26 protein-coding genes and 1 other annotated feature are annotated in these 24508 nt (G+C 51.7%); of the genes, 14 read left to right on the top strand and 12 right to left on the bottom strand.

Annotated features, from left to right (window positions below; translation table 11 throughout):
• The first annotated feature begins 91 nt into the window (after window positions 1–91).
• Together ABK821_RS20865 and ABK821_RS20860 are read left to right on the top strand one after the other, a co-directional pair.
• Complete coding sequence (locus tag ABK821_RS20865; RefSeq protein ID WP_206665985.1) at window positions 92–529, top strand: type II toxin-antitoxin system RatA family toxin; 438 nt, start codon at window positions 92–94, stop codon at window positions 527–529.
• Window position 530: 1 nt separating this feature from the next.
• Window positions 531–809 carry an RnfH family protein gene (locus ABK821_RS20860; RefSeq protein ID WP_395034114.1) on the top strand — a complete coding sequence of 93 codons (279 nt, stop codon included), beginning with the start codon at window positions 531–533 and terminating at the stop codon, window positions 807–809.
• Between the two features lie 68 nt (window positions 810–877).
• On the opposite strand, the gene bamE is transcribed toward ABK821_RS20860, so the two are convergent.
• The 3 genes from bamE to nadK form a co-directional block, all read right to left on the bottom strand.
• Window positions 878–1219, bottom strand: a complete 342-nt coding sequence (gene bamE / locus ABK821_RS20855) for an outer membrane protein assembly factor BamE (RefSeq protein ID WP_138363105.1) — start codon at window positions 1217–1219, stop codon at window positions 878–880.
• A gap of 147 nt (window positions 1220–1366) precedes the next feature.
• The gene (recN, locus tag ABK821_RS20850; protein ID WP_343178848.1) at window positions 1367–3028 is read right to left on the bottom strand and encodes a DNA repair protein RecN; all 1662 of its coding nucleotides are present in this window, start codon (window positions 3026–3028) and stop codon (window positions 1367–1369) included.
• A gap of 86 nt (window positions 3029–3114) precedes the next feature.
• Window positions 3115–3993 (bottom strand): NAD(+) kinase, encoded by an 879-nt coding sequence (gene nadK, locus ABK821_RS20845; RefSeq protein ID WP_138363103.1) that lies wholly within the window; start codon window positions 3991–3993, stop codon window positions 3115–3117.
• A gap of 123 nt (window positions 3994–4116) precedes the next feature.
• On the opposite strand from nadK, the gene grpE reads away from it, so the two are divergent.
• On the top strand, window positions 4117–4707 hold the full coding sequence (gene grpE, locus ABK821_RS20840; RefSeq protein WP_138363102.1) for a nucleotide exchange factor GrpE: 591 nt from the start codon (window positions 4117–4119) through the stop codon (window positions 4705–4707).
• A 68-nt stretch (window positions 4708–4775) separates the two neighbouring features.
• Here the strand turns inward: grpE and ABK821_RS20835 are convergent, their stop codons facing one another.
• Both ABK821_RS20835 and ABK821_RS20830 read right to left on the bottom strand, forming a co-directional pair.
• A complete protein-coding gene (locus ABK821_RS20835) occupies window positions 4776–6065 on the bottom strand; it encodes an HlyC/CorC family transporter (RefSeq protein WP_138363101.1) in 1290 nt (429 codons plus the stop codon).
• Window positions 6066–6083: 18 nt separating this feature from the next.
• Window positions 6084–6875 (bottom strand): inner membrane protein YpjD, encoded by a 792-nt coding sequence (locus ABK821_RS20830; protein ID WP_138363100.1) that lies wholly within the window; start codon window positions 6873–6875, stop codon window positions 6084–6086.
• 166 nt (window positions 6876–7041) lie between these two features.
• Here ABK821_RS20830 and ffh point away from each other — a divergent pair, with 166 nt between their 5' ends.
• From ffh to rplS, 5 genes are all read left to right on the top strand, one after another.
• The gene (gene ffh, locus ABK821_RS20825) at window positions 7042–8406 is read left to right on the top strand and encodes a signal recognition particle protein (protein ID WP_138363099.1); all 1365 of its coding nucleotides are present in this window, start codon (window positions 7042–7044) and stop codon (window positions 8404–8406) included.
• Window positions 8407–8643: 237 nt separating this feature from the next.
• The gene (rpsP, locus tag ABK821_RS20820) at window positions 8644–8892 is read left to right on the top strand and encodes a 30S ribosomal protein S16 (protein WP_138363098.1); all 249 of its coding nucleotides are present in this window, start codon (window positions 8644–8646) and stop codon (window positions 8890–8892) included.
• 18 nt (window positions 8893–8910) lie between these two features.
• The gene (gene rimM / locus ABK821_RS20815) at window positions 8911–9459 is read left to right on the top strand and encodes a ribosome maturation factor RimM (protein ID WP_138363097.1); all 549 of its coding nucleotides are present in this window, start codon (window positions 8911–8913) and stop codon (window positions 9457–9459) included.
• 46 nt (window positions 9460–9505) lie between these two features.
• Window positions 9506–10273, top strand: coding sequence for a tRNA (guanosine(37)-N1)-methyltransferase TrmD (gene trmD, locus ABK821_RS20810; protein ID WP_395034108.1), 768 nt, complete (start codon window positions 9506–9508; stop codon window positions 10271–10273).
• Between the two features lie 44 nt (window positions 10274–10317).
• Window positions 10318–10665, top strand: a complete 348-nt coding sequence (gene rplS, locus ABK821_RS20805; protein WP_000065253.1) for a 50S ribosomal protein L19 — start codon at window positions 10318–10320, stop codon at window positions 10663–10665.
• A gap of 167 nt (window positions 10666–10832) precedes the next feature.
• Here rplS and ABK821_RS20800 read toward each other — a convergent pair whose 3' ends face one another.
• The 3 genes from ABK821_RS20800 to ABK821_RS20790 are packed head-to-tail and all read right to left on the bottom strand — an operon-like array spanning window position 10833 to window position 13052.
• Complete coding sequence (locus ABK821_RS20800; RefSeq protein WP_395034105.1) at window positions 10833–11315, bottom strand: OmpA family protein; 483 nt, start codon at window positions 11313–11315, stop codon at window positions 10833–10835.
• A gap of 11 nt (window positions 11316–11326) precedes the next feature.
• Window positions 11327–12550, bottom strand: a complete 1224-nt coding sequence (gene dgcN, locus ABK821_RS20795) for a diguanylate cyclase DgcN (RefSeq protein ID WP_138363094.1) — start codon at window positions 12548–12550, stop codon at window positions 11327–11329.
• Complete coding sequence (locus ABK821_RS20790) at window positions 12543–13052, bottom strand: YfiR family protein (RefSeq protein WP_138363093.1); 510 nt, start codon at window positions 13050–13052, stop codon at window positions 12543–12545. Before ABK821_RS20790 ends, dgcN begins: the two co-directional genes overlap by 8 nt.
• 340 nt (window positions 13053–13392) lie before the next feature.
• Here ABK821_RS20790 and aroF point away from each other — a divergent pair, with 340 nt between their 5' ends.
• The 3 genes from aroF (at window position 13393) to ABK821_RS20775 (ending at window position 16534) form a co-directional block, all read left to right on the top strand.
• Window positions 13393–14463, top strand: coding sequence for a 3-deoxy-7-phosphoheptulonate synthase AroF (gene aroF / locus ABK821_RS20785; RefSeq protein ID WP_138363092.1), 1071 nt, complete (start codon window positions 13393–13395; stop codon window positions 14461–14463).
• A 9-nt stretch (window positions 14464–14472) separates the two neighbouring features.
• Window positions 14473–15594 carry a bifunctional chorismate mutase/prephenate dehydrogenase gene (gene tyrA / locus ABK821_RS20780; protein ID WP_343178849.1) on the top strand — a complete coding sequence of 374 codons (1122 nt, stop codon included), beginning with the start codon at window positions 14473–14475 and terminating at the stop codon, window positions 15592–15594.
• A 67-nt stretch (window positions 15595–15661) separates the two neighbouring features.
• Window positions 15662–16534 (top strand): SMP-30/gluconolactonase/LRE family protein, encoded by an 873-nt coding sequence (locus ABK821_RS20775; RefSeq protein WP_142502438.1) that lies wholly within the window; start codon window positions 15662–15664, stop codon window positions 16532–16534.
• On the opposite strand, the gene pheA is transcribed toward ABK821_RS20775, so the two are convergent.
• The 4 genes from pheA to bamD all read right to left on the bottom strand — a co-directional run bounded on the left by pheA (window position 16531) and on the right by bamD (window position 19493).
• On the bottom strand, window positions 16531–17691 hold the full coding sequence (pheA, locus tag ABK821_RS20770) for a bifunctional chorismate mutase/prephenate dehydratase (RefSeq protein WP_343178850.1): 1161 nt from the start codon (window positions 17689–17691) through the stop codon (window positions 16531–16533). The two genes, ABK821_RS20775 and pheA, sit on opposite strands and share 4 nt — an antisense overlap.
• 30 nt (window positions 17692–17721) lie before the next feature.
• Window positions 17722–17846: a sequence feature (Phe leader region), on the bottom strand.
• Window positions 17798–17845: a pheA operon leader peptide PheL gene (gene pheL / locus ABK821_RS20765; protein WP_101706155.1), complete on the bottom strand. Its 48-nt coding sequence runs from the start codon at window positions 17843–17845 to the stop codon at window positions 17798–17800. (Overlaps the previous feature by 48 nt.)
• Before the next feature lie 105 nt (window positions 17847–17951).
• A complete protein-coding gene (gene raiA, locus ABK821_RS20760) occupies window positions 17952–18287 on the bottom strand; it encodes a ribosome-associated translation inhibitor RaiA (RefSeq protein ID WP_138363088.1) in 336 nt (111 codons plus the stop codon).
• 468 nt (window positions 18288–18755) lie between these two features.
• Window positions 18756–19493 carry an outer membrane protein assembly factor BamD gene (gene bamD / locus ABK821_RS20755; protein ID WP_138363087.1) on the bottom strand — a complete coding sequence of 246 codons (738 nt, stop codon included), beginning with the start codon at window positions 19491–19493 and terminating at the stop codon, window positions 18756–18758.
• 131 nt (window positions 19494–19624) lie between these two features.
• On the opposite strand from bamD, the gene rluD reads away from it, so the two are divergent.
• The 3 genes from rluD (at window position 19625) to clpB (ending at window position 24034) form a co-directional block, all read left to right on the top strand.
• Window positions 19625–20605: a 23S rRNA pseudouridine(1911/1915/1917) synthase RluD gene (gene rluD, locus ABK821_RS20750; RefSeq protein ID WP_138363086.1), complete on the top strand. Its 981-nt coding sequence runs from the start codon at window positions 19625–19627 to the stop codon at window positions 20603–20605.
• Window positions 20602–21333 (top strand): purine nucleoside phosphorylase YfiH, encoded by a 732-nt coding sequence (gene yfiH / locus ABK821_RS20745; protein WP_138363085.1) that lies wholly within the window; start codon window positions 20602–20604, stop codon window positions 21331–21333. Before rluD ends, yfiH begins: the two co-directional genes overlap by 4 nt.
• A gap of 127 nt (window positions 21334–21460) precedes the next feature.
• Window positions 21461–24034 carry an ATP-dependent chaperone ClpB gene (gene clpB / locus ABK821_RS20740; RefSeq protein WP_138363084.1) on the top strand — a complete coding sequence of 858 codons (2574 nt, stop codon included), beginning with the start codon at window positions 21461–21463 and terminating at the stop codon, window positions 24032–24034.
• Window positions 24035–24508 lie beyond the last annotated feature (474 nt).

Below are 24508 nucleotides of genomic sequence, written 5' to 3'. Positions count from 1 at the left end.
TGCGCTATCTTAGCACGAGTTGCGGTACAGCGTTTTTTTTAGCAGTAGATAAATGGTATTATTTGTACCGTGTTTATATGTGGAACCTGCCATGCCTCAGATTAGCCGTACCGCACTGGTGCCGTACAGTGCGGAACAAATGTATCAACTGGTAAATGATGTGAAGTCTTATCCTGATTTTCTGCCGGGCTGTACCGGTAGTCGGGTTCTGGAACTAGGACCAACGCAAATGACTGCGGCGGTTGATGTATCTAAAGCGGGTATCAGTAAGACCTTCACGACGAGAAATACGCTGACCAGTAACCAGAGTATCCTGATGAGCCTGGTCGATGGCCCATTCAAAAAGCTGATTGGCGGCTGGACGTTTATTCCGCTAAGCCCTGAAGCGTGCAAAATTGAGTTTCATCTCGATTTTGAATTTACCAATAAACTGATTGAAATGGCGTTTGGTCGTATCTTCAAAGAGCTGGCCATGAACATGGTGCAAGCGTTTACGAGCCGTGCCAAAGAGGTCTACAGTGTCGGCTAAAATGATGGTCGAAGTCGCCTACGCGTTGCCAGAAAAGCAGTATCTGCAACAGGTTAAGCTGGATGAAGGGGCGACGGTCGAGCAGGCGATCGTTGCCAGCGGTCTTCTGGCGCTGCGTGATGATATCGATCTGGCGAAAAACAAAGTGGGGATCTATAGCCGCCCGGCTAAGCTTCAGGATGAAGTTCATGATGGCGATCGGGTAGAAATTTATCGGCCGCTGATTGCTGACCCGAAAGAACTACGTCGTCAGCGGGCAGAGAAAAACGCAGGGAAGTAATCGTTTCAGGCGCAAATCTTCAGAAACACAAAAAGCGCTCAGTGAGCGCTTTTTGTATCTAAGCAGTCTTACTCCGCCGTCAGGGCCGGTTTGTTGTCAATGTGGGTTAACACTCCACTGCTGTCAAAGGTCAGGGTAAGGGTTTGCTGGGTGACTTTTTCATGCCCGGGTTGCTGACGGAAAACGTAGAACCAGGTATTGGTGCCAAACGGATCCGACATCATTGGAGTACCCAGAGCATAGGCAACCTGTTGCTGCGTCATGCCGACATGAACTTTTGCTACGTCGGTTGGTGCCAGATAGTTACCCTGGTTGATGTCAGGTCGGTAAACCACTCGTTCCAGAGTGGAACAGCCTGCGGTCAACATGAGAAGAACCGCTGCGGCAGCAGTCAGCGTTTTACAGCGCATAGTGATTTGATTCCTTTTTGGGCCCGAACAGTACGTGGCTCGTCTGTAATATGCCGATGATAATAGACCTTTGCCCGGTTGGGAACCTTCGGCTGCAGGTCTATTGGCAATTTGCTGTTCACTATGACTCTGTGAAAATCAAAAAGTTTACGCGGCAAGCAACTCTTTCGCGTTTGCCAGGGTGTTACGGGTGACTTCGCTACCACCCAACAGACGGGCCAGTTCCTGCAAACGGGCGCGTTTATCCAGAGGGCGCATATGCGTTTCAGTCATTTCCCCGTCAGTTTCTTTACAGACAAAGAAATGGTGATGGCCGCAACCGGCAACTTGCGGTAGATGAGTCACGCACATCACCTGGGTTGATTCACCCAACTGACGTAGCAGTTTGCCCACTATCGCTGCTGTCGGGCCGCTGATACCTACATCCACTTCATCAAAAATCAATGCCGGCGTTTCCATCTTCCGCGCGGTGATAACCTGAATCGCGAGCGCAATACGAGATAACTCACCTCCGGAGGCGACTTTGGCAATCGGCTGCAGCGGTTGGCCCGGGTTAGTTGTTACGCGGAATTCGATATGATCCGCGCCTTCGGCAGTAAGATGACGTTCATCAAACGCGACAGTAATGGAGAACACGCCGTGTGGCATCGAAAGTGAGTGCATACTTTCAGTAATGAGCCGAGCCAGTTCATCAGCACTACGCTGGCGCAGGTTGTGCAACTGCTTTGCTGTATCCAGCGCCAGGTGATGATGTTCAGCGACCCTCTGGCTAAGGGATTCAAGAGAACCGGCGTTATCGTCCAGCAGGCGCTGCTCTTCCAGCAAGGACTGGTAAAATGCAGGAAGTTCTTCAGGGGAAATCTGATGCTTGCGCGCCAGGGTGATTTGCCGGGAAATGCGCTGTTCCAGCTCGAACAGACGATTTGGATCGAGATCGAGGCGATCGTGGTAATGACGCAGTTCGTCAGTGGCTTCGCTAAGCTGGATAGAGGCTTCTTCCAGCATATTCAGCACCCCGGAGAGTTTACTGTCCATGCCGGTCAGTTCGCTCACCAGTTGTTTCGCGGTGTAGAGCAGGTTTTGCAGGTTGGCTTCTTCGCTGTCTGCCAGCACCATTAGCGCATGCTGACAGGTCGTCAACAACTGACCACTGTTGGCCAGTCGTTTGTATTCTTCATCGATCTGTTCAAATTCACCCGCCAGCGGATTGAATTCATTTAATTCTTTTAACTGGTATTGCAACAGATCTGCACGAGCTGCGCGCTCCTGGCTTTGCTGCTGATGTTGCGCCAGATCGCGGCAACTTTGATGCCACTGGCGATAGTGTTCGTCCATACGTTGAGTAAGCGCATACTCACCAGCGTAGCCATCAAGCAGAGCTTTTTGATGCTCGGGTCTGGTCAGTAACTGGTGCGCATGCTGACCGTGGATCTGGATAAGTAACTGACCCAGTTCGCGGAGTTGCGATAGAGGAACTGCCGTACCGTTAATAAAACCGCGGGAACGACCATCAGCGCTGATGACCCGACGCAGTAAACACTCACATCCGCTTTCCAGATGGTTCTGTTCCAGCCAGCGCTGGGCGGCGGGCGTGTCTTTCAGGGCGAAGCGCGCGCATAAATCAGCCCGGCTGGCGCCTCTGCGAACCATGTCGGCATCCGCCCGACCACCGAGACAAAGCCCCAGCGCGTCGATGGCAATTGATTTTCCGGCGCCGGTTTCACCGGTGATGGCAGTCATACCACTGTGAAAATCGATTTCCAGCTCACGAACGATAGCAAAATTACTGATAGTGAGTTGTGCCAACATAGCTGCCTTCCTGTATGAAAAACCATTACTGTGTTTAAATACAGTATAAACTGGTTTTTTATACAGTAAAGAGGCGGGGCATAAAATCAGAACAATTTTTTTGACCAGCCGAGTTTAGTGCTTAATGTATTGAAATAGCTGTAATCTTTAGGGTGAATGAGGTTGAGGTGATAATCGCAGCGGCGGATCAATACATCTTCACCATCCTGAATCGGGAGGGCTATCTGGCTGTCACAGCTAATCTCCAGGTCGCTGCAGCGCTGGGAGAAACGCAGACGAATGGTACTGTCGCCGTTAATGACCAGCGGGCGGGCCGAAAGCGTATGCGGGAACATGGGCACCAGGGTGATAGCATCCAGCGAAGGCGTCAGGATCGGTCCTCCGGCGGAGAGGGAATAGGCCGTGGAACCGGTCGGCGTAGAGATAATCAGGCCGTCGGAGCGTTGAGAGAACGCAAATACCTCGTCAATATAGACTTCAAACTCAATCATATGCGCAACTTTGCCGGGGTGCAGAACGACTTCGTTAATGGCTGTGCTAATGCGCTTCTGGCAATCTTGCTGGCACACCTGCGCTTCCAGCAGAAAGCGTTTTTCGGCGATATAATGGCCTTCGAGTACGTCGGCGAGCTGCTGTAGCGCGTTATCCGGGTCGAGATCGGTCAGAAAACCGAGATTGCCGCGGTTAATGCCGATGACGTTGATATCGTAGCGCGCCAGCGTGCGTGCGGCTCCGAGCATATTGCCGTCGCCGCCAACGACAACGGCCAGGTCCGCCTGTTGGCCAATTTCCGCCAGCGTCCCTGTTTTAACACCGCTAAGCTGCAGTTCATGCGCGATTTGCTGTTCAACCAGTACGTCATAATTTTTACTGGACAGCCAGCGCCAGAGCATTTCATGTGTGGTCAGGGCGGTTGGGTGACGGGGGTGTCCCACGATGCCTATACACTTGAAATGGTTCTTCATGATCTGGATGTCCTTAGGTTAAATGAATAGTGACAATCTGGCTGTGTTCCCTTGAAACCCGGAAACTGATCCCCATAATAAGCGAAGTTAGCGAGATGAATGCGAAAAAACGCGGAGAAATTCATGAGTAGTAAAGAACAGAAAACGCCTGAGGGGCAAGCCCCGGAAGAAATTATCACGGAGCAGCACGATGACGTTGAGGCGGTAGAGCCTGAAGTTTCGGCTGAGCAGGTGGATCCGCGCGATGAAAAAATTGCGAATCTGGAAGCACAGCTTGTTGAAGCGCAGAAGCGCGAACGTGAAGTGGTGCTGCGTGCAAAAGCCGATGAGGATAACCTGCGTCGTCGTACGGAGCAGGATATCGAAAAAGCGCATAAGTTCGCGCTGGAAAAATTCGTCAACGAACTGCTGCCGGTTATCGACAGCCTGGATCGCGCGCTGGAAGTGGCTGATAAAGCTAACCCGGATATGGTTCCAATGATTGAAGGCATTGAGCTGACGCTGAAGTCAATGCTGGATGTGGTGCGTAAATTCGGCGTGGAAGTGATTGCTGATACCAATGTGCCGCTGGACCCGAACGTACACCAGGCCATTGCGATGGTTGAGTCTGAAGATGTGGCGGCTGGCAATGTTCTGGGCGTGATGCAAAAGGGCTATACCCTGAATGGTCGTACGATTCGCGCGGCGATGGTGACCGTGGCGAAAGCGAAGTAAATAACAGTGAAACGGCTACCCCAGGGTGGCCGTTTTGCTATTCATATCGAGCAAAAAAGTAAGGCTTGCTACGACTCCGCCACGCTTTCGCGAATGGGTTTTACCGGCATCACCTTCACCTGCTTAATCATATTCTCCTGAACATCAAGAATATCAATATCATACTGTTCGATGCGTACGCGGGTACCTGGGGCCGGAATCTCCTCAAGGGCTTCCAGAATGATACCGTTAATCGTGCGCGCTTCATCTTCCGGCAAATGCCAGTTAAACGCTTTATTGATTTCACGTACGTTGGCGCTGCCGTCAATAATCACTGAGCCATCGTTTAGCGGCGTGACCTCTTCTGCAAGTGTAGGGGACATTGACGTCGTGAAATCCCCGACGATCTCTTCGAGAATATCTTCCACCGTGACCAGCCCCTGAATATCGCCATATTCATCCACTACCAGGCCCACTTTTTTCTTATTTCGCTGGAATTTCACCAGTTGCGTGCTGAGCGGCGTACCTTCCGGCACGAAGTAAATTTCATCGGCAGCACGGAGCATGATTTCTTTCGTGAACTCCTTTTTTTCCGTCATCAGGCGATACGCCTCCCGGACGCGCAGCATGCTGATCGCATCGTCCAGCGTATCGCGGTATAGCACGATGCGTCCGTGCGGAGAGTGGGTCAGTTGCCGGACGATAGATTTCCAGTCGTCGTTAATATTGATGCCGACAATATCGTTGCGGGGAACCATTATGTCGTCAACGCTGACCTTCTCAAGATCCAGCACGGATAGCAGCATGTCCTGATTGCGGCGGGATATCTGTGAGCGAGATTCATTAACAATGGTACGTAGCTCCTCTTTGCTCAATGCTCCGCTGATAACGATGTCGGTTTTAATGCCCATCATGCGCATCAGAATGCGGGTGATGGTGTTGAGCAACCAAACAAGGGGCATCATTAATATTTGCAGCGGCGCGAGCAGCAGGCTGCTGGGGTAGGCGACTTTCTCCGGGTAGAGCGCGGCAATGGTTTTCGGCAGCACCTCGGCGAAAACCAGCACCACGAAGGTCAGCACGCCGGTGGCAATGGCGACGCCGGCATCACCGTACAGGCGCATCCCGACAATGGTGCCTAACGCCGAAGCCAGGATATTGACAAGATTGTTGCCGATCAGCACCAGGCTGATTAAACGGTCGGGTTTGCGCAGCAGCTTTTCGACACGTTTCGCCTGGCGATTGCCTTGCTTGGCCATGTGGCGCAGGCGGTAGCGGTTTAGCGTCATCATGCCGGTTTCAGAACCGGAGAAATAGGCGGAGATGAGCACCATAATGAGCAGAGTAACGATTAGCGTAGTGGTGGAGATATGTTCCACTTGGGATTCCTTAAAGACTTAGCTCATGAATTGCTGCAAGACGCGGCTACCAAAATAGGCCAGCGTCAGCAATCCTGCGCCAGCCACGTTGAACCAGACGACCCGGCGCCCGCGCCAGCCTTCATGATAGTGCCCCCAAAGCAGGACGATATAAACGAACCACGCCACAATAGATATCACGGCTTTATCAATATTTTCTGCGCTAAACAGGTTATGCATATAGAACAACCCGGTACACAGCGTCAGGGTCAACAGAACCACGCCGACCTGGGTGATATGGAACATTTTACGTTCGATGCTCATCAGCGGCGGCATTTCGTTGCTGAATATCAGCCTTTTATTCTTCAGTTGATAGTCAATCCATGCCAGCTGTAGCGCGTACAGAGCGGCGATAATCAGCGTCGCATATGAGAAGAGCGACAGACCGATATGTATCAGCATACCCGGCGTGGTTTCCAGGTGCGTGATGTACTCGTTCGGCATAAAGGTCGCGAAGGCGAGATTGATCAGTGCGAAAGTGTAGACGATGGGCAGCAATAGCCAGCCGCGATTACGCGATGCGACAATGGTCATCACCGTGCAAATCATCAGACTGACCAGCGATCCTACATTTAATAGGCTAAGGTTTTGCCCGCTTTCGCCGCCAGGAAAAATGCGTGATTCCAGCGCGAAGGCGTGACAAATCAACGCAACAGTTGCGGAAAGGATCGCCATTTTCCTCCAGCTGCTGTTTTTTTGCAGCAGGCCAGGGATAATCAGCGCGAGGCTGATGGAGTAGGCGACAAGCGCGAGTAGAGCAAAAACAGGCATATGGGCGTCGACTGTTGACTTAATAGTAGAGAAAAGCAGTATAGCGTCACGCGACTCTGGCTCCAACCGTTGCAGCACATTCGCGTTGATGTCGTGTTATACTGCGGCCATTCCGTATTTTTGTGTCGCTGCGGCGACCGACCGTTTCCACCTCAGGCGAGAGACAATGTTTGATAATTTAACCGATCGTTTGTCGCGTACGCTGCGCAACATTAGCGGCCGTGGACGCCTCACCGAAGACAATATTAAAGACACCCTGCGCGAAGTGCGCATGGCGCTGCTGGAGGCGGACGTCGCGCTGCCTGTGGTTCGTGACTTCATCAACCGCGTGAAAGAGCGCGCGGTCGGCCATGAAGTTAACAAAAGCCTGACGCCAGGCCAGGAGTTCGTCAAAATCGTTCGCAACGAGCTGGTTGCGGCGATGGGCGAAGAGAATCAGGCGCTGGATTTAGCCGCACAGCCGCCAGCCGTGGTGTTGATGGCCGGCTTGCAGGGGGCGGGTAAAACGACCAGCGTCGCTAAGCTGGGTAAATTCCTGCGTGAAAAGCATAAAAAGAAAGTGCTGGTTGTTTCTGCCGACGTGTATCGTCCAGCGGCAATTAAACAGCTGGAAACGCTGGCCGAACAGGTTAGCGTCGATTTCTTCCCATCGGATGTTGGTCAGAAACCGGTTGATATTGTTAATGCCGCGCTGAAAGAGGCAAAGCTTAAATTCTACGATGTGCTGCTGGTGGATACCGCCGGTCGTCTGCATGTTGATGAAGCGATGATGGACGAGATAAAACAAGTCCATGCGTCTCTGAATCCAGTAGAAACCCTGTTTGTCGTCGATGCGATGACCGGGCAGGATGCGGCGAACACGGCGAAGGCGTTTAACGAAGCGCTGCCGCTGACCGGCGTTGTGCTGACCAAAGTTGATGGCGATGCCCGCGGCGGCGCGGCGCTGTCGATTCGTCATATCACCGGCAAGCCAATTAAATTCCTCGGCGTAGGCGAGAAAACCGAAGCGCTGGAGCCGTTCCATCCGGACCGTATCGCTTCTCGTATTCTCGGCATGGGCGACGTTCTGTCGCTGATCGAAGATATCGAAAGTAAAGTCGATCGTGCTCAGGCCGAGAAGCTGGCCTCTAAGCTGAAAAAAGGTGACGGTTTCGATCTGACCGATTTCCTTGAACAGTTGCGTCAGATGAAAAACATGGGGGGGATGGCCAGCCTGATGGGCAAACTGCCGGGCATGGGGCAACTCCCGGATAACGTTAAAGCGCAGATGGATGACAAGGTTCTGGTGCGTATGGAAGCGATCATCAATTCGATGACGCTGAAAGAGCGCGCGAAGCCGGAAATCATTAAAGGTTCGCGCAAGCGCCGTATTGCCGCGGGTTGCGGAATGCAGGTGCAGGATGTGAACCGCCTTCTGAAGCAGTTTGACGATATGCAGCGCATGATGAAGAAAATGAAGTCGAAAGGCGGCATGATGAAAATGATGCGCGGCATGAAGGGTATGATGCCGCCTGGCTTCCCTGGCCGCTAATACGCTTCATAATTCAAGCCGCAGATGCGTTGGCTGCGTTCGTTCACCCCGGTCACGTACTTGTGTACGCTCCCGGGGATTTACTCACTTGCCGCCTTCCTGCAACTCGAATTATTTAGCGTATGTAGTTTTGAATTGATTTTTGCACAGAAATCAGTAAAATTTTCGGGCTTTTAATATGACACCGGGCTCCGTTCCTCGATGGGGCCCGGTGTTTTATTCACACAAGAGGATGTTATGGTTACTATTCGTTTAGCACGTCACGGCGCGAAAAAGCGTCCGTTCTACCAGGTTGTTGTTACCGACAGCCGTAATGCACGCAACGGTCGCTTTATTGAGCGCGTTGGCTTCTTCAACCCAATCGCTTCTGCGAACGAAGAAGGCACTCGTCTGAATCTGGATCGTATCGCTCACTGGGTTGGCCAGGGCGCGACCGTTTCCGATCGCGTAGCTGCGCTGATCAAAGCCGCTAACAAAGCAGCTTAATCTGTCACGGTGGTCATGATGAGCAAGCAACACACCGCACAAGCACCTGTTGATCCGATTGTATTGGGCAAGATGGGTTCTTCCTACGGTATCCGTGGTTGGCTCAGAGTGTTTTCCTCCACCGAAGACGCCGAAAGCATTTTTGACTATCAGCCCTGGGTAATCCAGAAGGCGGGTCAGTGGCAGGTCGTTGAGCTGGAAAGCTGGCGTCACCACAATCAGGATATCATCATCAAGCTGAAAGGCGTTGATGATCGCGATGCCGCGAATCTATTGACCAATTGCGAAATTGTCGTGGATTCTTCGCAGTTGCCTGCGCTGGAAGAGGGTGATTATTACTGGAAAGACCTGATGGGCTGCCAGGTAGTAACCACTGGAGGCTATAGCCTCGGTAAAGTCGTCGATATGATGGAAACCGGGTCTAATGACGTTCTCGTCATCAAGGCAAGCCTGAAAGATGCATTTGGTATCAAGGAGCGGTTGGTTCCGTTCCTCGATGGGCAGGTTATCAAGAAAGTCGATCTCACTACTCGTACAATCGAAGTAGACTGGGATCCTGGTTTTTAAATTCTCCGGATAAACGGTAACAAAACGGCACTATGGGGATTGGCTTGTGTTTATAGGTATCGTTAGCCTGTTTCCTGAAATGTTTCGCGCAATTACCGATTACGGGGTAACTGGCCGGGCAGTAAAAAATGGCCTGCTGAACATCCAGAGCTGGAGTCCTCGTGACTTCGCGCATGATCGGCACCGTACCGTGGACGATCGTCCATATGGCGGCGGGCCGGGGATGTTAATGATGGTGCAACCCTTGCGGGACGCCATTCATGCAGCAAAAGACGCGGCAGGTGAAGGTGCAAAGGTGATTTATCTTTCACCTCAGGGGCGCAAGCTTGATCAAGCAGGCGTCAGCGAGCTGGCAACCAATCAGAAACTGATTCTGGTATGTGGTCGCTACGAAGGTGTAGATGAGCGCGTAATTCAGACCGAGATTGACGAAGAATGGTCAATCGGCGATTACGTTCTCAGCGGTGGAGAGTTACCGGCAATGACGCTGATTGATTCCGTTTCCCGGTTTATACCGGGTGTTCTGGGTCATGAAGCTTCAGCAATTGAAGATTCTTTTGCTGATGGATTGCTGGATTGTCCACACTATACGCGTCCTGAAGTGTTGGAAGGTATGGACGTTCCGTCGGTGTTGTTGTCGGGAAACCATGCTGAGATACGTCGCTGGCGCCTGAAGCAGTCGCTGGGCCGGACCTGGCTTAGAAGACCTGAACTTTTGGAAAACCTGGCTCTGACTGAAGAGCAAGCAAGGTTGCTGGCGGAGTTCAAAACGGAACACGCACAACAGCAACATAAACATGATGGGCAAGCGTAATACGCTCCCGATATATCAGTTTACCCAGGATAAGAGATTAAATTATGAGCAACATTATTAAGCAACTTGAACAAGAGCAGATGAAGCAGGACGTACCTTCCTTCCGTCCGGGTGATACCGTGGAAGTGAAAGTATGGGTTGTTGAAGGTTCCAAAAAACGTCTGCAGGCATTCGAGGGCGTGGTTATCGCTATTCGTAACCGCGGTCTGCACTCTGCATTCACTGTTCGCAAAATTTCCAACGGCGAAGGCGTTGAGCGTGTCTTCCAGACTCACTCTCCGGTTGTTGACAGCATTTCTGTTAAACGTCGTGGTGCTGTGCGTAAAGCTAAACTGTACTACCTGCGTGAGCGTACCGGTAAGGCTGCTCGTATTAAAGAGCGTCTTAACTAAGATTCGCTTTCGCGACATCCTGAATAAAAGGGCTGGCCTGCAGGCTGGCCCTTTTTTTACCGTTAGCTGAATCCTTCATGGCGTGTGGCTTACTTACGATATCGCGCCATGTGCAGAGACGATAGTCAGCACGCCCTTTTACAGGTTAGATCAAGCGATTAAAGAGTTTAAGGTGTACTGATAATCACCGTGACGCGGCGGTTTTCTGCGCGCCCTTTTGCGGTATCGTTGCTGGCGATAGGGTATTTTTTCCCGAGTCCGCGCGTAGTCAAATTTGCTCGCGGGATATTTGCACCTTCGGCCCAGGCATCCGCTACGCTGTCAGCACGCTTAAGCGATAACATTTCGTTGTAGCTATCCTCACCGTAATTGTCAGTATGCCCCTCCAGACGACTGTGGGTAATACCCGTGGCGGCCAGACGTGATGCCATCGTATGAATTTTTCTTTTACTGTCGGCGCGCAAATGGTAGTCGTTTTTATCGAATAAAATGGCATCCGATAATCCTAATAACCAGCCACCGTTGGTCTCAGTGAAGCCGTATGATTTCATGGCTGCAATCTGCTCCGGAGAGAATTTACCTTGTGGGGCCTGGCAACTGGTGAGAAACAGTATGGCCAGTAACGTGGAAGCAAAATATTTCCCGAACATTGTGACTCCTTTTATTTTTGTGTTTGCTGTAAACGCTGGTTTTTCATCCGATACATATTTTGATCGGCAAGCTCTTGTAGTGTTTCTGCGCAGTCGTGTTCCCAGGTTAACGCATAACCGATACTCAGTGACAGCCTGGCGGTGTGGCCGTTTTGGAGATTAAACGGCGGGAGAAACTGCTCGGATAATGCATCGCAGAGCACCTGAACTTCGGCTTCAGTGCGAACGCCTCGCAGCAGAATGGCAAACTCATCGCCCCCCAGACGCCATGCCTGGTGCTGTTTGCCGACAAAGGCCATCAGGCGTCTGGCAACGTCGATTAAAACGTTGTCCCCTGCCGCATGACCCCAGTTATCGTTAATGCGTTTGAAGTTATCGCCATCAAGAAATAATAATGCAGAGCAATTATGTCTGGTTTTGTCTTTCATCAACGCAGTAATGGCATTACAAAAATCCGCTCTGTTAGCCAGTCCGGTTAACGGATCGAGTAATGAACTGCGCAGGAGCTGGGCATTTTTGGCCTGTAGTTGTTGCTGCCAGTCCTCCATTTCTCCCAGCAGGCTATTAAAATCCTGGGCAAACAGGTGAAATTCTTCAATGCGTTCTTCGGGAACCCGGCGGGAGAAATGACGATTTTTGCGAATATCGTGTACCACTTCAGTAATATTTTGCAATGCGCTCACAATGCCGCGATGCAGCGAGTGGGTAAGGAGTAATGCGATACAGGACGCGAAAAAAATACTCCCGGTTAAAACCACAATTGCGATACCGAGAAAATGACTTATTAGTTTGTCCAGCGCGGTCAGTCTGAGTTCGCCGATAATTTTCCCTTGATGCCAGATCGGTTGAACTGTGGGTTCCGGGAATAACCATTTACTGATCGTGTCGCTGATTTTTTCCTGGCTGACCAGATGATCGTTATTCCATGCTGCGAAGTCTCTTTGCTGCTTATCCAGTAAAACGGCCCTGGAGAATTGCCCCTGTTTACCCAGTTCGGCCAGCGTATCCCGGGCCGCGGAACTATCACCAAAAACAAGTGCGGCTTCCAGACTATGTCCCATTGTTGCAGCCGTCAGCTCAAGGTTTTTTTGCGCATATTGCTTGAGCGTAAATACCGATGCGGTGCTCAGCAGTAACCAGATTAGAGTCATCGAGATAACCACGCTAATCATGCTGATACGGCGTAGCGCTCGTTTAAATGTGGGGCGAGGGGCCTGAGACAAATCCTTATTCATGCGATGTTTTCCGGGCAAGCATCAGTACATCGGGATTAACCCGAACGCCGCTGTGCGTCAGTACATCCAGATTTACGGAAAATCTGACTCTCTCATTATTTATACGCAGACAAAAAGCACTGCCAATAGAGCAATCGGTATTTTGTTCCGCAATAAGCAATAGGGGGCGATTTCCATATCTAGCCGTAAATTCAGCCTGTTGTATTGGTGATTCACTGCCAAAATAAAAACCATCGCAAATCGTCTGTAAGGCTTCGTCAGTGTTACGAACAATCACGGGGTGATAAGGCAACATTTCCACAGATTCTTCAGCCAGGCTATGGATATAACGTGATGTCGAAAAAATACAGAGTCTGGGTGGGCCTGGTAACTGTGGCCAGCGTGTGTAAGACACAATGCCCGAAACGATAGTACGAACATTTTCAGACGGCCCGGAGGCAACAGCAGGGAGACCCACAAGAGATAATACTAAAGTCAAAAAGAGACGGTGAAGAACGGTCATTACGGTTCCGTCAGGTTGTCATAGCGTGGGGAATGCAGGTTGCTGATACCTGAGCGGAGGATAACATTATCGGTGAAAACCGTCATTAGCCACGCCTGCGGCTTTACGGTAATTTCTGCCAGGATTTTTAGTAAAGGAAGATAGGGTGGGTGGGGAATGCCAGAGGAATTCACTTTGGTGTAAATTAATGTTTACTAAAAAAGAGTGTGTTGTGCGAATAAATTGCTGGTGTAAATTAAAATTTACGGAATATGGATTGAAATCTTTACTTGGTATGGTATCGTTACCTCCTCCTCGCTGAGGAAATCACTATCGCAAACGAGCTATACAGGATCCAATCATGCAAAAAGACGCGCTGAACAATGTACACATTACCGACGAACAGGTTTTGATCACGCCGGATCAGTTGAAGGCCGAATTCCCCTTGAGTGTTGAGCAGGAAGCGCAGATCGCGCAGTCCCGGAAGACAATCTCAGACATTATTTCGGGTCGCGATCCGCGCCTGTTGGTGGTGTGTGGTCCTTGCTCAATTCACGATCCTGAAGCCGCGGTTGAATATGCTCGTCGTTTTAAAACCCTTGCCGCAGAGGTCAGCGATAGCCTCTATCTGGTCATGCGCGTCTATTTTGAGAAACCCCGTACCACCGTTGGCTGGAAAGGGCTGATTAACGATCCGCATATGGATGGCTCGTTTGATGTTGAAGGTGGCTTGAAGATTGCCCGTCATCTGCTGGTTGATCTGGTCAATATGGGGCTGCCATTGGCGACAGAAGCGCTGGATCCGAACAGTCCCCAGTATCTCGGCGATCTGTTTAGCTGGTCCGCAATTGGTGCGCGTACCACGGAATCCCAGACTCACCGTGAGATGGCCTCTGGCCTGTCAATGCCGGTCGGTTTCAAAAACGGTACCGATGGCAGCCTTGCAACGGCGATTAACGCGATGCGTGCCGCAGCCATGCCGCACCGTTTTGTTGGTATCAATCAGGCGGGGCAGGTCTGCCTGCTGCAAACCCAGGGCAATCCCAACGGTCATGTTATTCTGCGCGGTGGTAAAGCACCGAACTACGGCCCACAAGATGTCGCGGAATGCGAAAAAGAGATGATTCAGGCGGGACTGAAGCCTTCGCTGATGGTAGATTGCAGCCATGGGAATTCGAATAAAGACTTTCGCCGCCAGCCTGCGGTAGCAGAATCCGTTGTCGCACAGATTAAAGATGGTAATCGTTCCATTATTGGTCTGATGATTGAGAGCAATATCCATGAAGGTAACCAGTCCTCTGAGCAACCGCGTTGCGATATGAAGTATGGGGTCTCCGTAACGGATGCATGCATCAGTTGGGAAACCACCGAGGCGTTGCTCCGTGAAATTGATAAAGATCTGCGAGGCCATCTGGCGGCTCGTCTGGTGTAAGAGGATCATATGGTTGCTGAACTGACCGCGTTACGCGATCAAATAGATGAAGTCGATAAGGCGCTGCTGGCATTGCTGGCAAAGCGGCTGGAACTGGTGGCGGAAGTTGGAGAGGTTAAAAGCCAGTTTGGGTTGCCGATTTACGTCCCGGAGCGTGAATCCGCAATGTTAGCTTCCCGGCGTGAGGATGCTGTTGCCCTTGGGGTCCCGCCGGACCTGATCGAAGATGTTTTGCGTCGCGTGATGCGTGAGTCTTATTCCAGCGAAAATGATAAAGGCTTTAAGACGCTGTGTCCGACCCTGCGTCCGGTAGTGATTGTCGGCGGTGGCGGGCAAATGGGGCGTCTGTTTGAGAAGATGCTGACGCTTTCCGGGTACCAGGTGCGTATTCTGGAGAAAGAAGACTGGTCACAGGCCGAGGCGATTGTTGCGGATGCCGGTATGGTTATCGTCAGCGTACCGATTCACAAGACGGTGGCGACGATTGCACAACTGCCACCGTTGCCTGCGGACTGTATTCTGGTCGATTTGGCCTCTGTTAAAGCAGAGCCGCTGCAGGCGATGCTGGCCGCGCATAAAGGGCCGGTGCTGGGGTTGCATCCGATGTTTGGTCCGGATAGCGGCAGCCTGGCGAAGCAGGTAGTCGTGTATTGCGATGGTCGTCAGCCGGAGGCTTACCAGTGGTTTCTGGAGCAAATTCAGGTCTGGGGAGCGCGTCTGCATCGTATCAGCGCCGTCGAACACGATCAGAATATGGCCTTTATTCAGGCGCTGCGCCACTTTGCGACATTTGCCTATGGCCTGCATCTGGCGGAAGAGAATGTGCGCATTGAGCAGCTTTTGGCGCTGTCGTCACCTATTTATCGTCTGGAGCTGGCGATGGTTGGCCGACTGTTCGCCCAGGATCCGCAGCTCTATGCTGATATCATTATGTCTTCGGAAAATAACCTCGCGCTGATAAAGCGTTACTATCGGCGTTTTGGGGAGGCGATTGGTCTGCTTGAGCAGGGCGACAAACAGGCGTTTATCGATAGCTTCCGTAAGGTTGAACACTGGTTTGGCGATTACGCCCAACGTTTCCAGAGCGAAAGCCGAACGCTGCTGCGCCAGGCAAATGATAATCGGCAGTAAGCCGTAAAACATGTATACAATAAAGCCAGAGGGGTTACCCGCTGGCTTTTTTTATAGGGATGAAAACATGGCTGAACCACAACCGCTGTTTGATTATGCCGGGTATCTGCCGGAATGCCCGACCTGGAGTGAAAGCGAACAGGCACTGTACTGGGCCGATATTATGGCGTGTGAGATTCACCGCTATGATGTGCATACTGGCGAGCATCAGGTACTGCAATTTCCCGAAGAAGTCGGCTGTTTTGCGCTGCGCGAAAAGGGGGGATTTATTGTCGCTTTACGCAGCGCTATCTGGCTCACAGATGCGCATGGTCTGCTGCAGCGAAAAGTCTGCGATAACCCCAGTAATCCGCAACTGGCGCGCTTTAATGATGGTGGAACCGATCGTGATGGCCGCTTTTACGCGGGGACGTTCTGGGGGCCGGGGGATTTTAACGGCGCGCTCCTGATGCGTATTGATAATAGCCTCAGTCCACGGGTGATTCAGTGTGATATCCACGGTGCTAACGGTCTGGCATTTAGCGAAGACAAGCGCTGGATGTACACCTCGGATACGCCGAACGCCGTTATTTATCGCACTGCGCTGGACGGGCAAGGGGAGCCTGGTAAACGTGAGGTTATACATCGCTTCGTTGCGGGAGAAGGGATCCCGGATGGCGCTGCTATTGATAGCGAAGGGTGCTACTGGATCGCGATGTTTGATGGCTGGCGCGTTGCACGCTTTTCAGCAACCGGCGAACAACTGGAAGAGTATCGTCTGCCCGTTCGCTGCCCTACGATGGTCTGTTTCGGCGGCGCAGACATGAAAACGCTTTATATCACTACCACGCGGGAGAATATGGATGCCGATGAAGTGGCGAAGTATCCGCTTTCCGGGGCAATCTTCACCCTGCCGGTTTCTGTGGCAGGAATGAAGAAATTGCCGTTTCGTGAACGTTAAACCGGATCAACCGGCACCACGTTTTCGCTGGGGTAGCAGCCCAGCACTTTCATGGAGCGGGTTATTTCGGTCAGCTCTTTCAGCGCCTTGCGCATGGCTATTGATTGCAGATTGGCCTGAATATCCAGATAGAACATCTCTTCCCACGGATTGCCGTGAATCGGGCGAGATTCCAGCTTGGTCATGATCAGATTGTGATTGCGCAATACCAGTAGCGCCTCTACCAGCGCACCGGCCTGTTGACCAGTGGCCATCAGCAGCGTGGTTTTTGCCGGCACCTGGCTGGAAACCTCCACCGCTTTGCGCGCCAGCACCAGGAATCGGGTGATGTTTTGTGCCTGGTTAGCCAGGCAATGTTCCAGCACCTGTAAGCCATGAAGCGCTCCGCCGGCTTCGCTGCCCAGAGCGGCAACGGTCGGCGAGTTAGCCTGCGCCACTTTTTCCATTGCTGAGGAGGTGCTGTCGGTATACTCAATGTTCCAGTGCGGATAGCGGCTAAGATACTGGCTACACTGCTGGAACGGCTGCGGGTGGCTGTAGACGGTCGTAATTTGCTGGGCATTGGTTGATGTTGAGACCAGCACGCAGTGATCGATAGGCAGAGTCAGTTCGCCGACGATAGACAGGCTGGTGTGCTGCAGAAGGTCGTAAACATCATTGATGCCGCCGGAGCTGGTGTTTTCAATCGGCACGACGGCATAGTCAGCCTGCCCGGTTTCCACTTGCTCAAAGATATCGGCGAACTTGGCACAGCCGCTTTCGATAAACTGTTCGAAGTGGCGGGCGGCATACTGGCGGGCCGCAAGATGCGAGTATGAACCTTTGGGGCCAAGAAACGCCACGCGTGCGGAGTGTGGATTAATTTTATTCAGGCGCTGTTGTAGCAGGGTTTGTTGGGTAAGAACCGAGTCTTCAATGATCAACTGAAACAGGCGCGTAATGTAATGCGCATCGAGATGGTGGTTTTTCCCCTGGGCCATCAGATGTTCCAGCAGGTCGCGCTCCCGGTCGATATCGCGCACCGGACGATGCGACGCCAGCTTGGCCTTACCGACCTCGACGGCCAGGCTACGGCGTTCCGCCAGCAGCGCAAGCAGCTTTTCATCCAGAGCGCTTATCTTATCGCGTAAGGCCAGTAATGGGTTTTCCTCGGTCATATGTGTTGCCTTTCTTGTTATCGAATATCAATAAAAAAGGCCTCCCGCGTGGGAGGCCTTGTTGTTCGTCTTCGCATTCTTTATCACACGACGAATTGCCTCCCATTCAGGGGAAGGTAAAAAAGAATGCGAAGAAAAACGGGATCAATTTCACGATGAATTCCTTGAGTCAGTGGGATTACAGTACCTGCACTGTTTTCTCTCTGTCAATAAAAAACGCGCCCGAAGGCGCGTTGCATTACACAAACTTAAGTTAAGGATTACTCTTCTTCTTCCACAAAGCCTGCCTCTTTCACCGATGTTACGGCGCGGCGGGCTTCCCCTTTGTGTTGCACTTTATTCAGCTGCCGTTCCAGCTTGTTGATCAATTCATTGATGGCGGCATACATATCTTCGTGCCGCGCGCTGGCAACCAGATGGCCGTTCGGCGTATTGATAGTTGCATCAGCGATAAAACCCTGCGGTTCCTTAGACAAGATGATGTGCGGGTTAATTAAATGAGTTTGCCATTTATCAAGTTTGGCGAGACGGTCTGCGACGTGTTGGCGAATTGCCGGAGTAATTTCCATTTGTTTACTGGTAATGTTCATTGTCATAAATTTTACCTCTTGTCTTTCCCGTCTTGGTGAATTCAGCATACCGCGCCTAATGTCAAAAATCGTGAGTTAAATCACATTTTATTGTCACTTTTTGTCAACGAATTTGTTTTGTGAGTCAGGACAGGAACGGGGGAGATTTTGCTTGTCGAACGCAGGAAAGAGGGCCATATTTGATGGGTTAACTCAGCACTAAACCGCTTCAGCTCACGCTGACATGCACATAAAAACGGCAGCCAAAAGGCTGCCGTTCAGATTGCTGACAAAGTGCGTTTTTCCGGAATTGCCCGGCGGCGCTTCGCTTGCGCGGGCCTACGAAAAACCCATAACATGATGATATTATTGGTTTTACATGCCAGGTAAAGCGATAGCCGCCACCCGGCAGAAATGCGAGCACAATATCTAAATCAGGTTTGTCATCAGCCTCAACGGCAGCCAAAAGGCTGCCGTTTGGCTTATTTACCGGGATCAGGTGTTTTTGCTGTTTGCCGCAATGATTTTCGCGACCTTGTCGGCCTCCGCATTCATTTGCATCTGGCGATAAGCATTTTCCATCTTCGGCAATGCATCACGGGTGGCCTGGGTATCCGGATAGTTACGCAGCATACCCTCTACGCGGTTGACAACCGCGACCCATGCGCCGCGATCGGTGTAGTAATTCACGACGGACAGCTCGTACTTCGCCAGACGATCTTTCAGATAGACCATACGTTTGTAGGCATCGGTTGCGTACTGGCTGTTTGGATAGCCACGAACCAGTTTGGAGAAGTCGTTGAAGGCATCGCGCGCGTGCTGTGGGTCGCGGTCAGAGCGATCGACACCGAAGAAGCCCTGCAGCGCACTGTCATCCAGCGCCATATTTGTCAAACCACGCATATAAATGACGTAATCAATGTTAGGATGCGTAGGGTTCAGGCGCATAAAACGATCGATGGCTGCCTGCGCCAGCGGCAGGTCGGCATTTTTGTAGTATGCATAAATCAGATCCAACTGTACCTGTTGGGAATAAGGGCCGAAGGGATAACGGTTATCCAACGCTTCCAGTTGCGTTATTGCCTGTTTCCAGTTACCGTCCTGCAGCTTTTGCTGAGCGGTCGCGTAGATCTCATTCGGCGGATTATCGGGCACCTCTTCCTTTGAGCCAGAGCAACCCACCAAAGCCAGGCTCAGTGTGGCTGCTGCCACCAGGTATTTCATGCGCGTCATGACGTTTTGACTTCCTCAAAATGTTTATGCGGGAGAATCTCGGTTCCTGCTCCCGATTAAGACCAGCTACAATAGCACACTATATTAAACGGCAAAGCCGTAAAACCCAACGTTAAACGAAGAAGCTGTATATGGCACAACGAGTACAACTCAACGCAACGGTATCCGAAAACCAACTCGGTCAACGCTTAGATCAGGCTTTGGCCGAATTGTTCCCGGATTATTCGCGTTCGCGCATAAAAGAATGGATCCTTGACCAGAGAGTGCTGGTTAACGGCAATGTCAGCGACAAGCCGAAAGAGAAAGTACTGGGGGGAGAGACCGTTTCTGTCGATGTTGAAATCGAAGAAGAGGTTCGTTTCCAGCCGCAGGATATTCCGCTCAATATCGTTTATGAAGATGATGACATCCTCGTAATTAACAAACCGCGTGATTTGGTTGTCCATCCCGGCGCGGGCAATCCTGACGGTACTGTGCTGAATGCGCTGTTGCACTACTATCCGGCTATTGCTGATGTGCCGCGAGCGGGGATTGTGCACCGCCTGGATAAAGATACCACCGGGTTGATGGTGGTAGCGAAAACTATCCCGGCGCAAACCCGGCTGGTGGAGTCCCTGCAACTGCGTGAAATCACCCGTGAGTATGAAGCGGTGGCGATTGGTCACATGACCGCAGGCGGAACGGTTGAAGAGCCGATCAGCCGCCATCCGACCAAGCGTACGCATATGGCTGTGCACCCAATGGGCAAACCAGCGGTGACCCATTATCGGATTATGGAGCATTTTCGCATTCATACGCGTTTGCGTTTGCGTCTGGAAACTGGCCGTACGCACCAGATTCGCGTGCATATGGCGCATATCACCCATCCGCTGGTGGGCGATCCTGTCTACGGGGGGCGTCCGCGTCCGCCGAAAGGCGCGTCGGAAGCGTTTATTACGGCGTTGCGTAAATTTGATCGTCAGGCGCTGCATGCGACGATGTTGCGCTTATACCACCCGATCAGCGGCATTGAGATGGAATGGCATGCGCCCATCCCGCAGGATATGGTTGATTTGATTGACGCCATGCGTGCCGATTTTGACGCTCACAAAGATGATATCGACTGGCTATGACTAAACTGATTGTACCGCAATGGCCGATGCCGAAAGGCGTGGCTGCCTGTAGTTCCACGCGCGTTGGCGGGGTTAGTCTGTCGCCATACGCTTCACTCAACCTTGGCGCTCATTGCGGAGACAATCAGCAGCTCGTAGAAGAGAATCGTCGGCGCATGTTTGCCGCTGGCGGCTTGCCGTCATACCCCGTGTGGCTGGAGCAGGTTCACGGCACGGCAGTGTTGAAACTCGATGGCGGGCCATATGCGTCAAAGCGAGCGGATGCTTCATACTGCAATGTGCCAGGCACAGTATGTGCGGTGATGACCGCCGATTGCCTGCCGGTGCTGTTTTGTAATCGCGCAGGTACCGAAGTCGCGGCGGCTCATGCCGGCTGGCGCGGTTTATGTGCAGGCGTTCTGGAAGAAACCGTCGCCTGCTTTGCCGATAAGCCGGAAAATATTATGGCCTGGCTTGGGCCTGCTATTGGGCCGGATGCGTTTGAAGTTGGCCCCGAAGTGCGTGAAGCCTTTATGGCAAAGGATTTACAGGCGGAAAGCGCATTTCGTCCCGCGGGTGAAAAGTATTTTGCTGATATCTACCATCTGGCCCGTCAGCGTCTGGCGAATGTTGGCGTGGCGCAAATTTTTGGTGGCGATCGCTGTACCTTTAGCGAAAAGGATGAATTTTTCTCTTATCGTCGCGACAGAACGACAGGTCGTATGGCAAGTTTTATCTGGCTGATATAACCTGCCGAGCTAAGACGATCCAGAAGGCAAACTTATTTTTGCATAGTTCAGGTCTTTAACCTTGAATAATTGAGGGATGACCTCATTTAATCTCCAGTAGCAAATTTGACCTGTTATGGGAGGAGTTATGCGTCTGGATCGTCTTACCAATAAATTCCAGCTTGCTCTTGCCGATGCCCAGTCGCTTGCACTTGGGCACGACAACCAGTTTATCGAACCTCTTCATCTAATGAGCGCCTTGCTGAATCAGGAAGGGGGATCGGTACGTCCATTATTAACTTCGGCAGGTATTAATGCCGGGGAATTACACAGCAAAATTGAACAGGCGCTGAGCCGTTTGCCACAGGTGGAAGGCACTGGTGGCGATGTTCAGCCATCTCAGGATTTAGTACGTATCCTGAACCTTTGCGACAAGCTGGCGCAAAAGAGAAAAGACAACTTTATTTCGTCAGAGCTATTTGTTCTGGCGGCGCTTGAATCACGCGGTACGCTGACCGACCTTTTAAAATCCGCCGGGGCAACAACCGCCAGTGTGAGTCAGGCGATTGAACAAATGCGCGGAGGTGAAAGCGTGAACGATCAGGGGGCCGAAGACCAACGTCAGGCATTGAAAAAATTTACCATCGATCTGACCGAGCGTGCCGAGCAGGGCAAGCTTGATCCGGTGATTGGCCGTGATGAAGAGATACGGCGTACAATTCAGGTTCTGCAGCGTCGTACCAAAAATAACCCGGTGCTGATTGGTGAGCCAGGGGTAGGTAAAACGGCCATCGTTGAAGGGCTGGCGCAGCGGATCGTCAATGGCGAAGTCCCGGAAGGGCTGAAGGGCCGTCGGGTGCTGGCGCTGGATATGGGCTCGCTGGTTGCGGGCGCCAAGTACCGCGGTGAATTTGAAGAGCGCTTAAAAGGCGTGCTGAACGACCTCTCTAAGCAAGAAGGTAACGTTATTCTGTTTATCGATGAATTGCACACCATGGTTGGAGCGGGTAAAGCGGACGGCGCGATGGATGCCGGGAACATGCTGAAACCGGCTCTGGCGCGTGGGGAACTGCACTGCGTGGGCGCCACGACGCTGGACGAATATCGTCAGTATATTGAGAAAGATGCCGCGCTGGAACGTCGTTTCCAGAAGGTATTTGTCGCCGAACCGACGGTTGAAGATACCATCGCCATCCTGCGTGGCCTGAAGGAACGCTACGAACTGCATCACCATGTGCAGATCACTGACCCGGCGATTGTGGCGGCGGCCACGTTGTCTCATCGTTATATCGCCGACCGTCAGTTGCCGGATAAAGCTATCGATCTGATCGACGAAGCGGCATCCAGCATCCGTATGCAGATTGACTCTAAACCGGAAGAACTTGACAGGCTTGACCGCCGTATTATCCAGCTCAAGCTGGAACAGCAGGCGCTGAAGAAAGAGTCGGATGAAGCCAGTATCAAGCGACTGGATATGCTCAATGACGAGCTGGCGGATAAAGAACGTCAATATTCGGTATTGGAAGAAGAGTGGAAGGCGGAAAAAGCCTCGCTTTCCGGGACCCAGACGATTAAAGCTGAGCTGGAGCAGGCCAAAATCGCTATTGAGCAGGCGCGTCGTGTTGGCGATCTGGGGCGGATGTCAGAGCTACAGTATGGCAAGATCCCGGAACTGGAAAAACAGCTGGCAGCAGCTACCCAGTCTGAAGGTAAGACCATGCGTCTGTTGCGTAACAAAGTCACCGATGCGGAAATCGCAGAAGTGCTGGCGCGCTGGACCGGCATTCCGGTAGCCAGAATGCTTGAAGGTGAGCGTGAGAAACTGCTACGTATGGAGCAGGACCTGCATAGCCGCGTCATTGGGCAGAACGAAGCGGTGGAAGCGGTATCGAATGCGATCCGCCGTAGCCGTGCCGGGTTATCCGATCCCAATCGTCCTATTGGCTCATTCCTGTTCCTTGGTCCTACGGGGGTGGGGAAAACGGAGCTCTGTAAAGCCCTGGCTAACTTTATGTTCGACAGCGACGATGCGATGGTGCGTATCGACATGTCCGAGTTTATGGAGAAACATTCCGTTTCTCGTCTTGTCGGGGCTCCTCCGGGATACGTTGGCTATGAAGAAGGCGGCTATCTGACTGAAGCGGTTCGTCGTCGTCCTTATTCCGTCATCCTGCTGGATGAAGTGGAAAAAGCGCACCCGGATGTGTTCAACATTCTGCTACAGGTACTGGACGATGGACGTTTGACTGACGGGCAGGGGAGAACGGTCGATTTCCGTAATACAGTGGTTATCATGACTTCGAACCTGGGGTCCGATCTGATTCAGGAACGTTTTGGCTCGTTGGATTACAGCCACATGAAAGAAATAGTGCTGGGCGTGGTTAGCCAGAACTTCCGTCCGGAGTTTATCAACCGTATTGATGAAGTTGTCGTCTTCCATCCATTGGGTGAAAAACACATTGCTTCTATTGCGCAGATTCAACTGCAACGGTTGTATAAACGTCTGGAAGAGCGTGGTTATGAAGTCCACATGTCTGATGATGCGCTGAAACTGTTAGGTGAAAACGGGTACGATCCGGTTTATGGCGCACGTCCGCTGAAACGTGCTATCCAGCAGCAGATTGAAAACCCGCTGGCGCAACAAATTCTTTCTGGTGAGCTTATCCCGGGTAAAGAAGTGCAATTAGTTGTGAAAAACGATCGGATAGTGGCAGTGCAGTAAATCACAAAACAGCAAAAACGGGCCCATTGGGCTCGTTTTTGCTTAAAAACCAGGCAATAATTTAATTCTGACGGGTGTTTTGGCTTAAAAATAAGCGGGTGGGCTTTTTTTTTAAAATACCCCTTGCCACATCAGAATTACTCCCTATAATGCGCCTCCACTGACACGGAACAACGGTGCACAAGCCGCCGGGTCAGCAGGGAAGGCTCTGAAAAACAGGGTTGACTCTGAATGAGGAAAGCGTATTATACGCCACCTCGCGACAGGCGCTAAGGCGCGTCGCAACTGCTCTTTAACAATTTATCAGACAATCTGTGTGGGCACTCAAAGTGACATGGATTCTTAACGTCTTCGGACAATAAATGAATACCAAGTCTCTGAGTGAACACGTAATTCATTACGAAGTTTAATTCACGAGCATCAAACTTAAATTGAAGAGTTTGATCATGGCTCAGATTGAACGCTGGCGGCAGG

The sequence above is a fragment of the Klebsiella sp. KE9456 genome (genome assembly GCF_043832615.1).
Taxonomy (GTDB): domain Bacteria; phylum Pseudomonadota; class Gammaproteobacteria; order Enterobacterales; family Enterobacteriaceae; genus Klebsiella; species Klebsiella indica.
The sequence above is the reverse complement of the archived record's forward strand: the minus strand, read 5'-3'. Positions and strand labels throughout refer to the sequence as shown.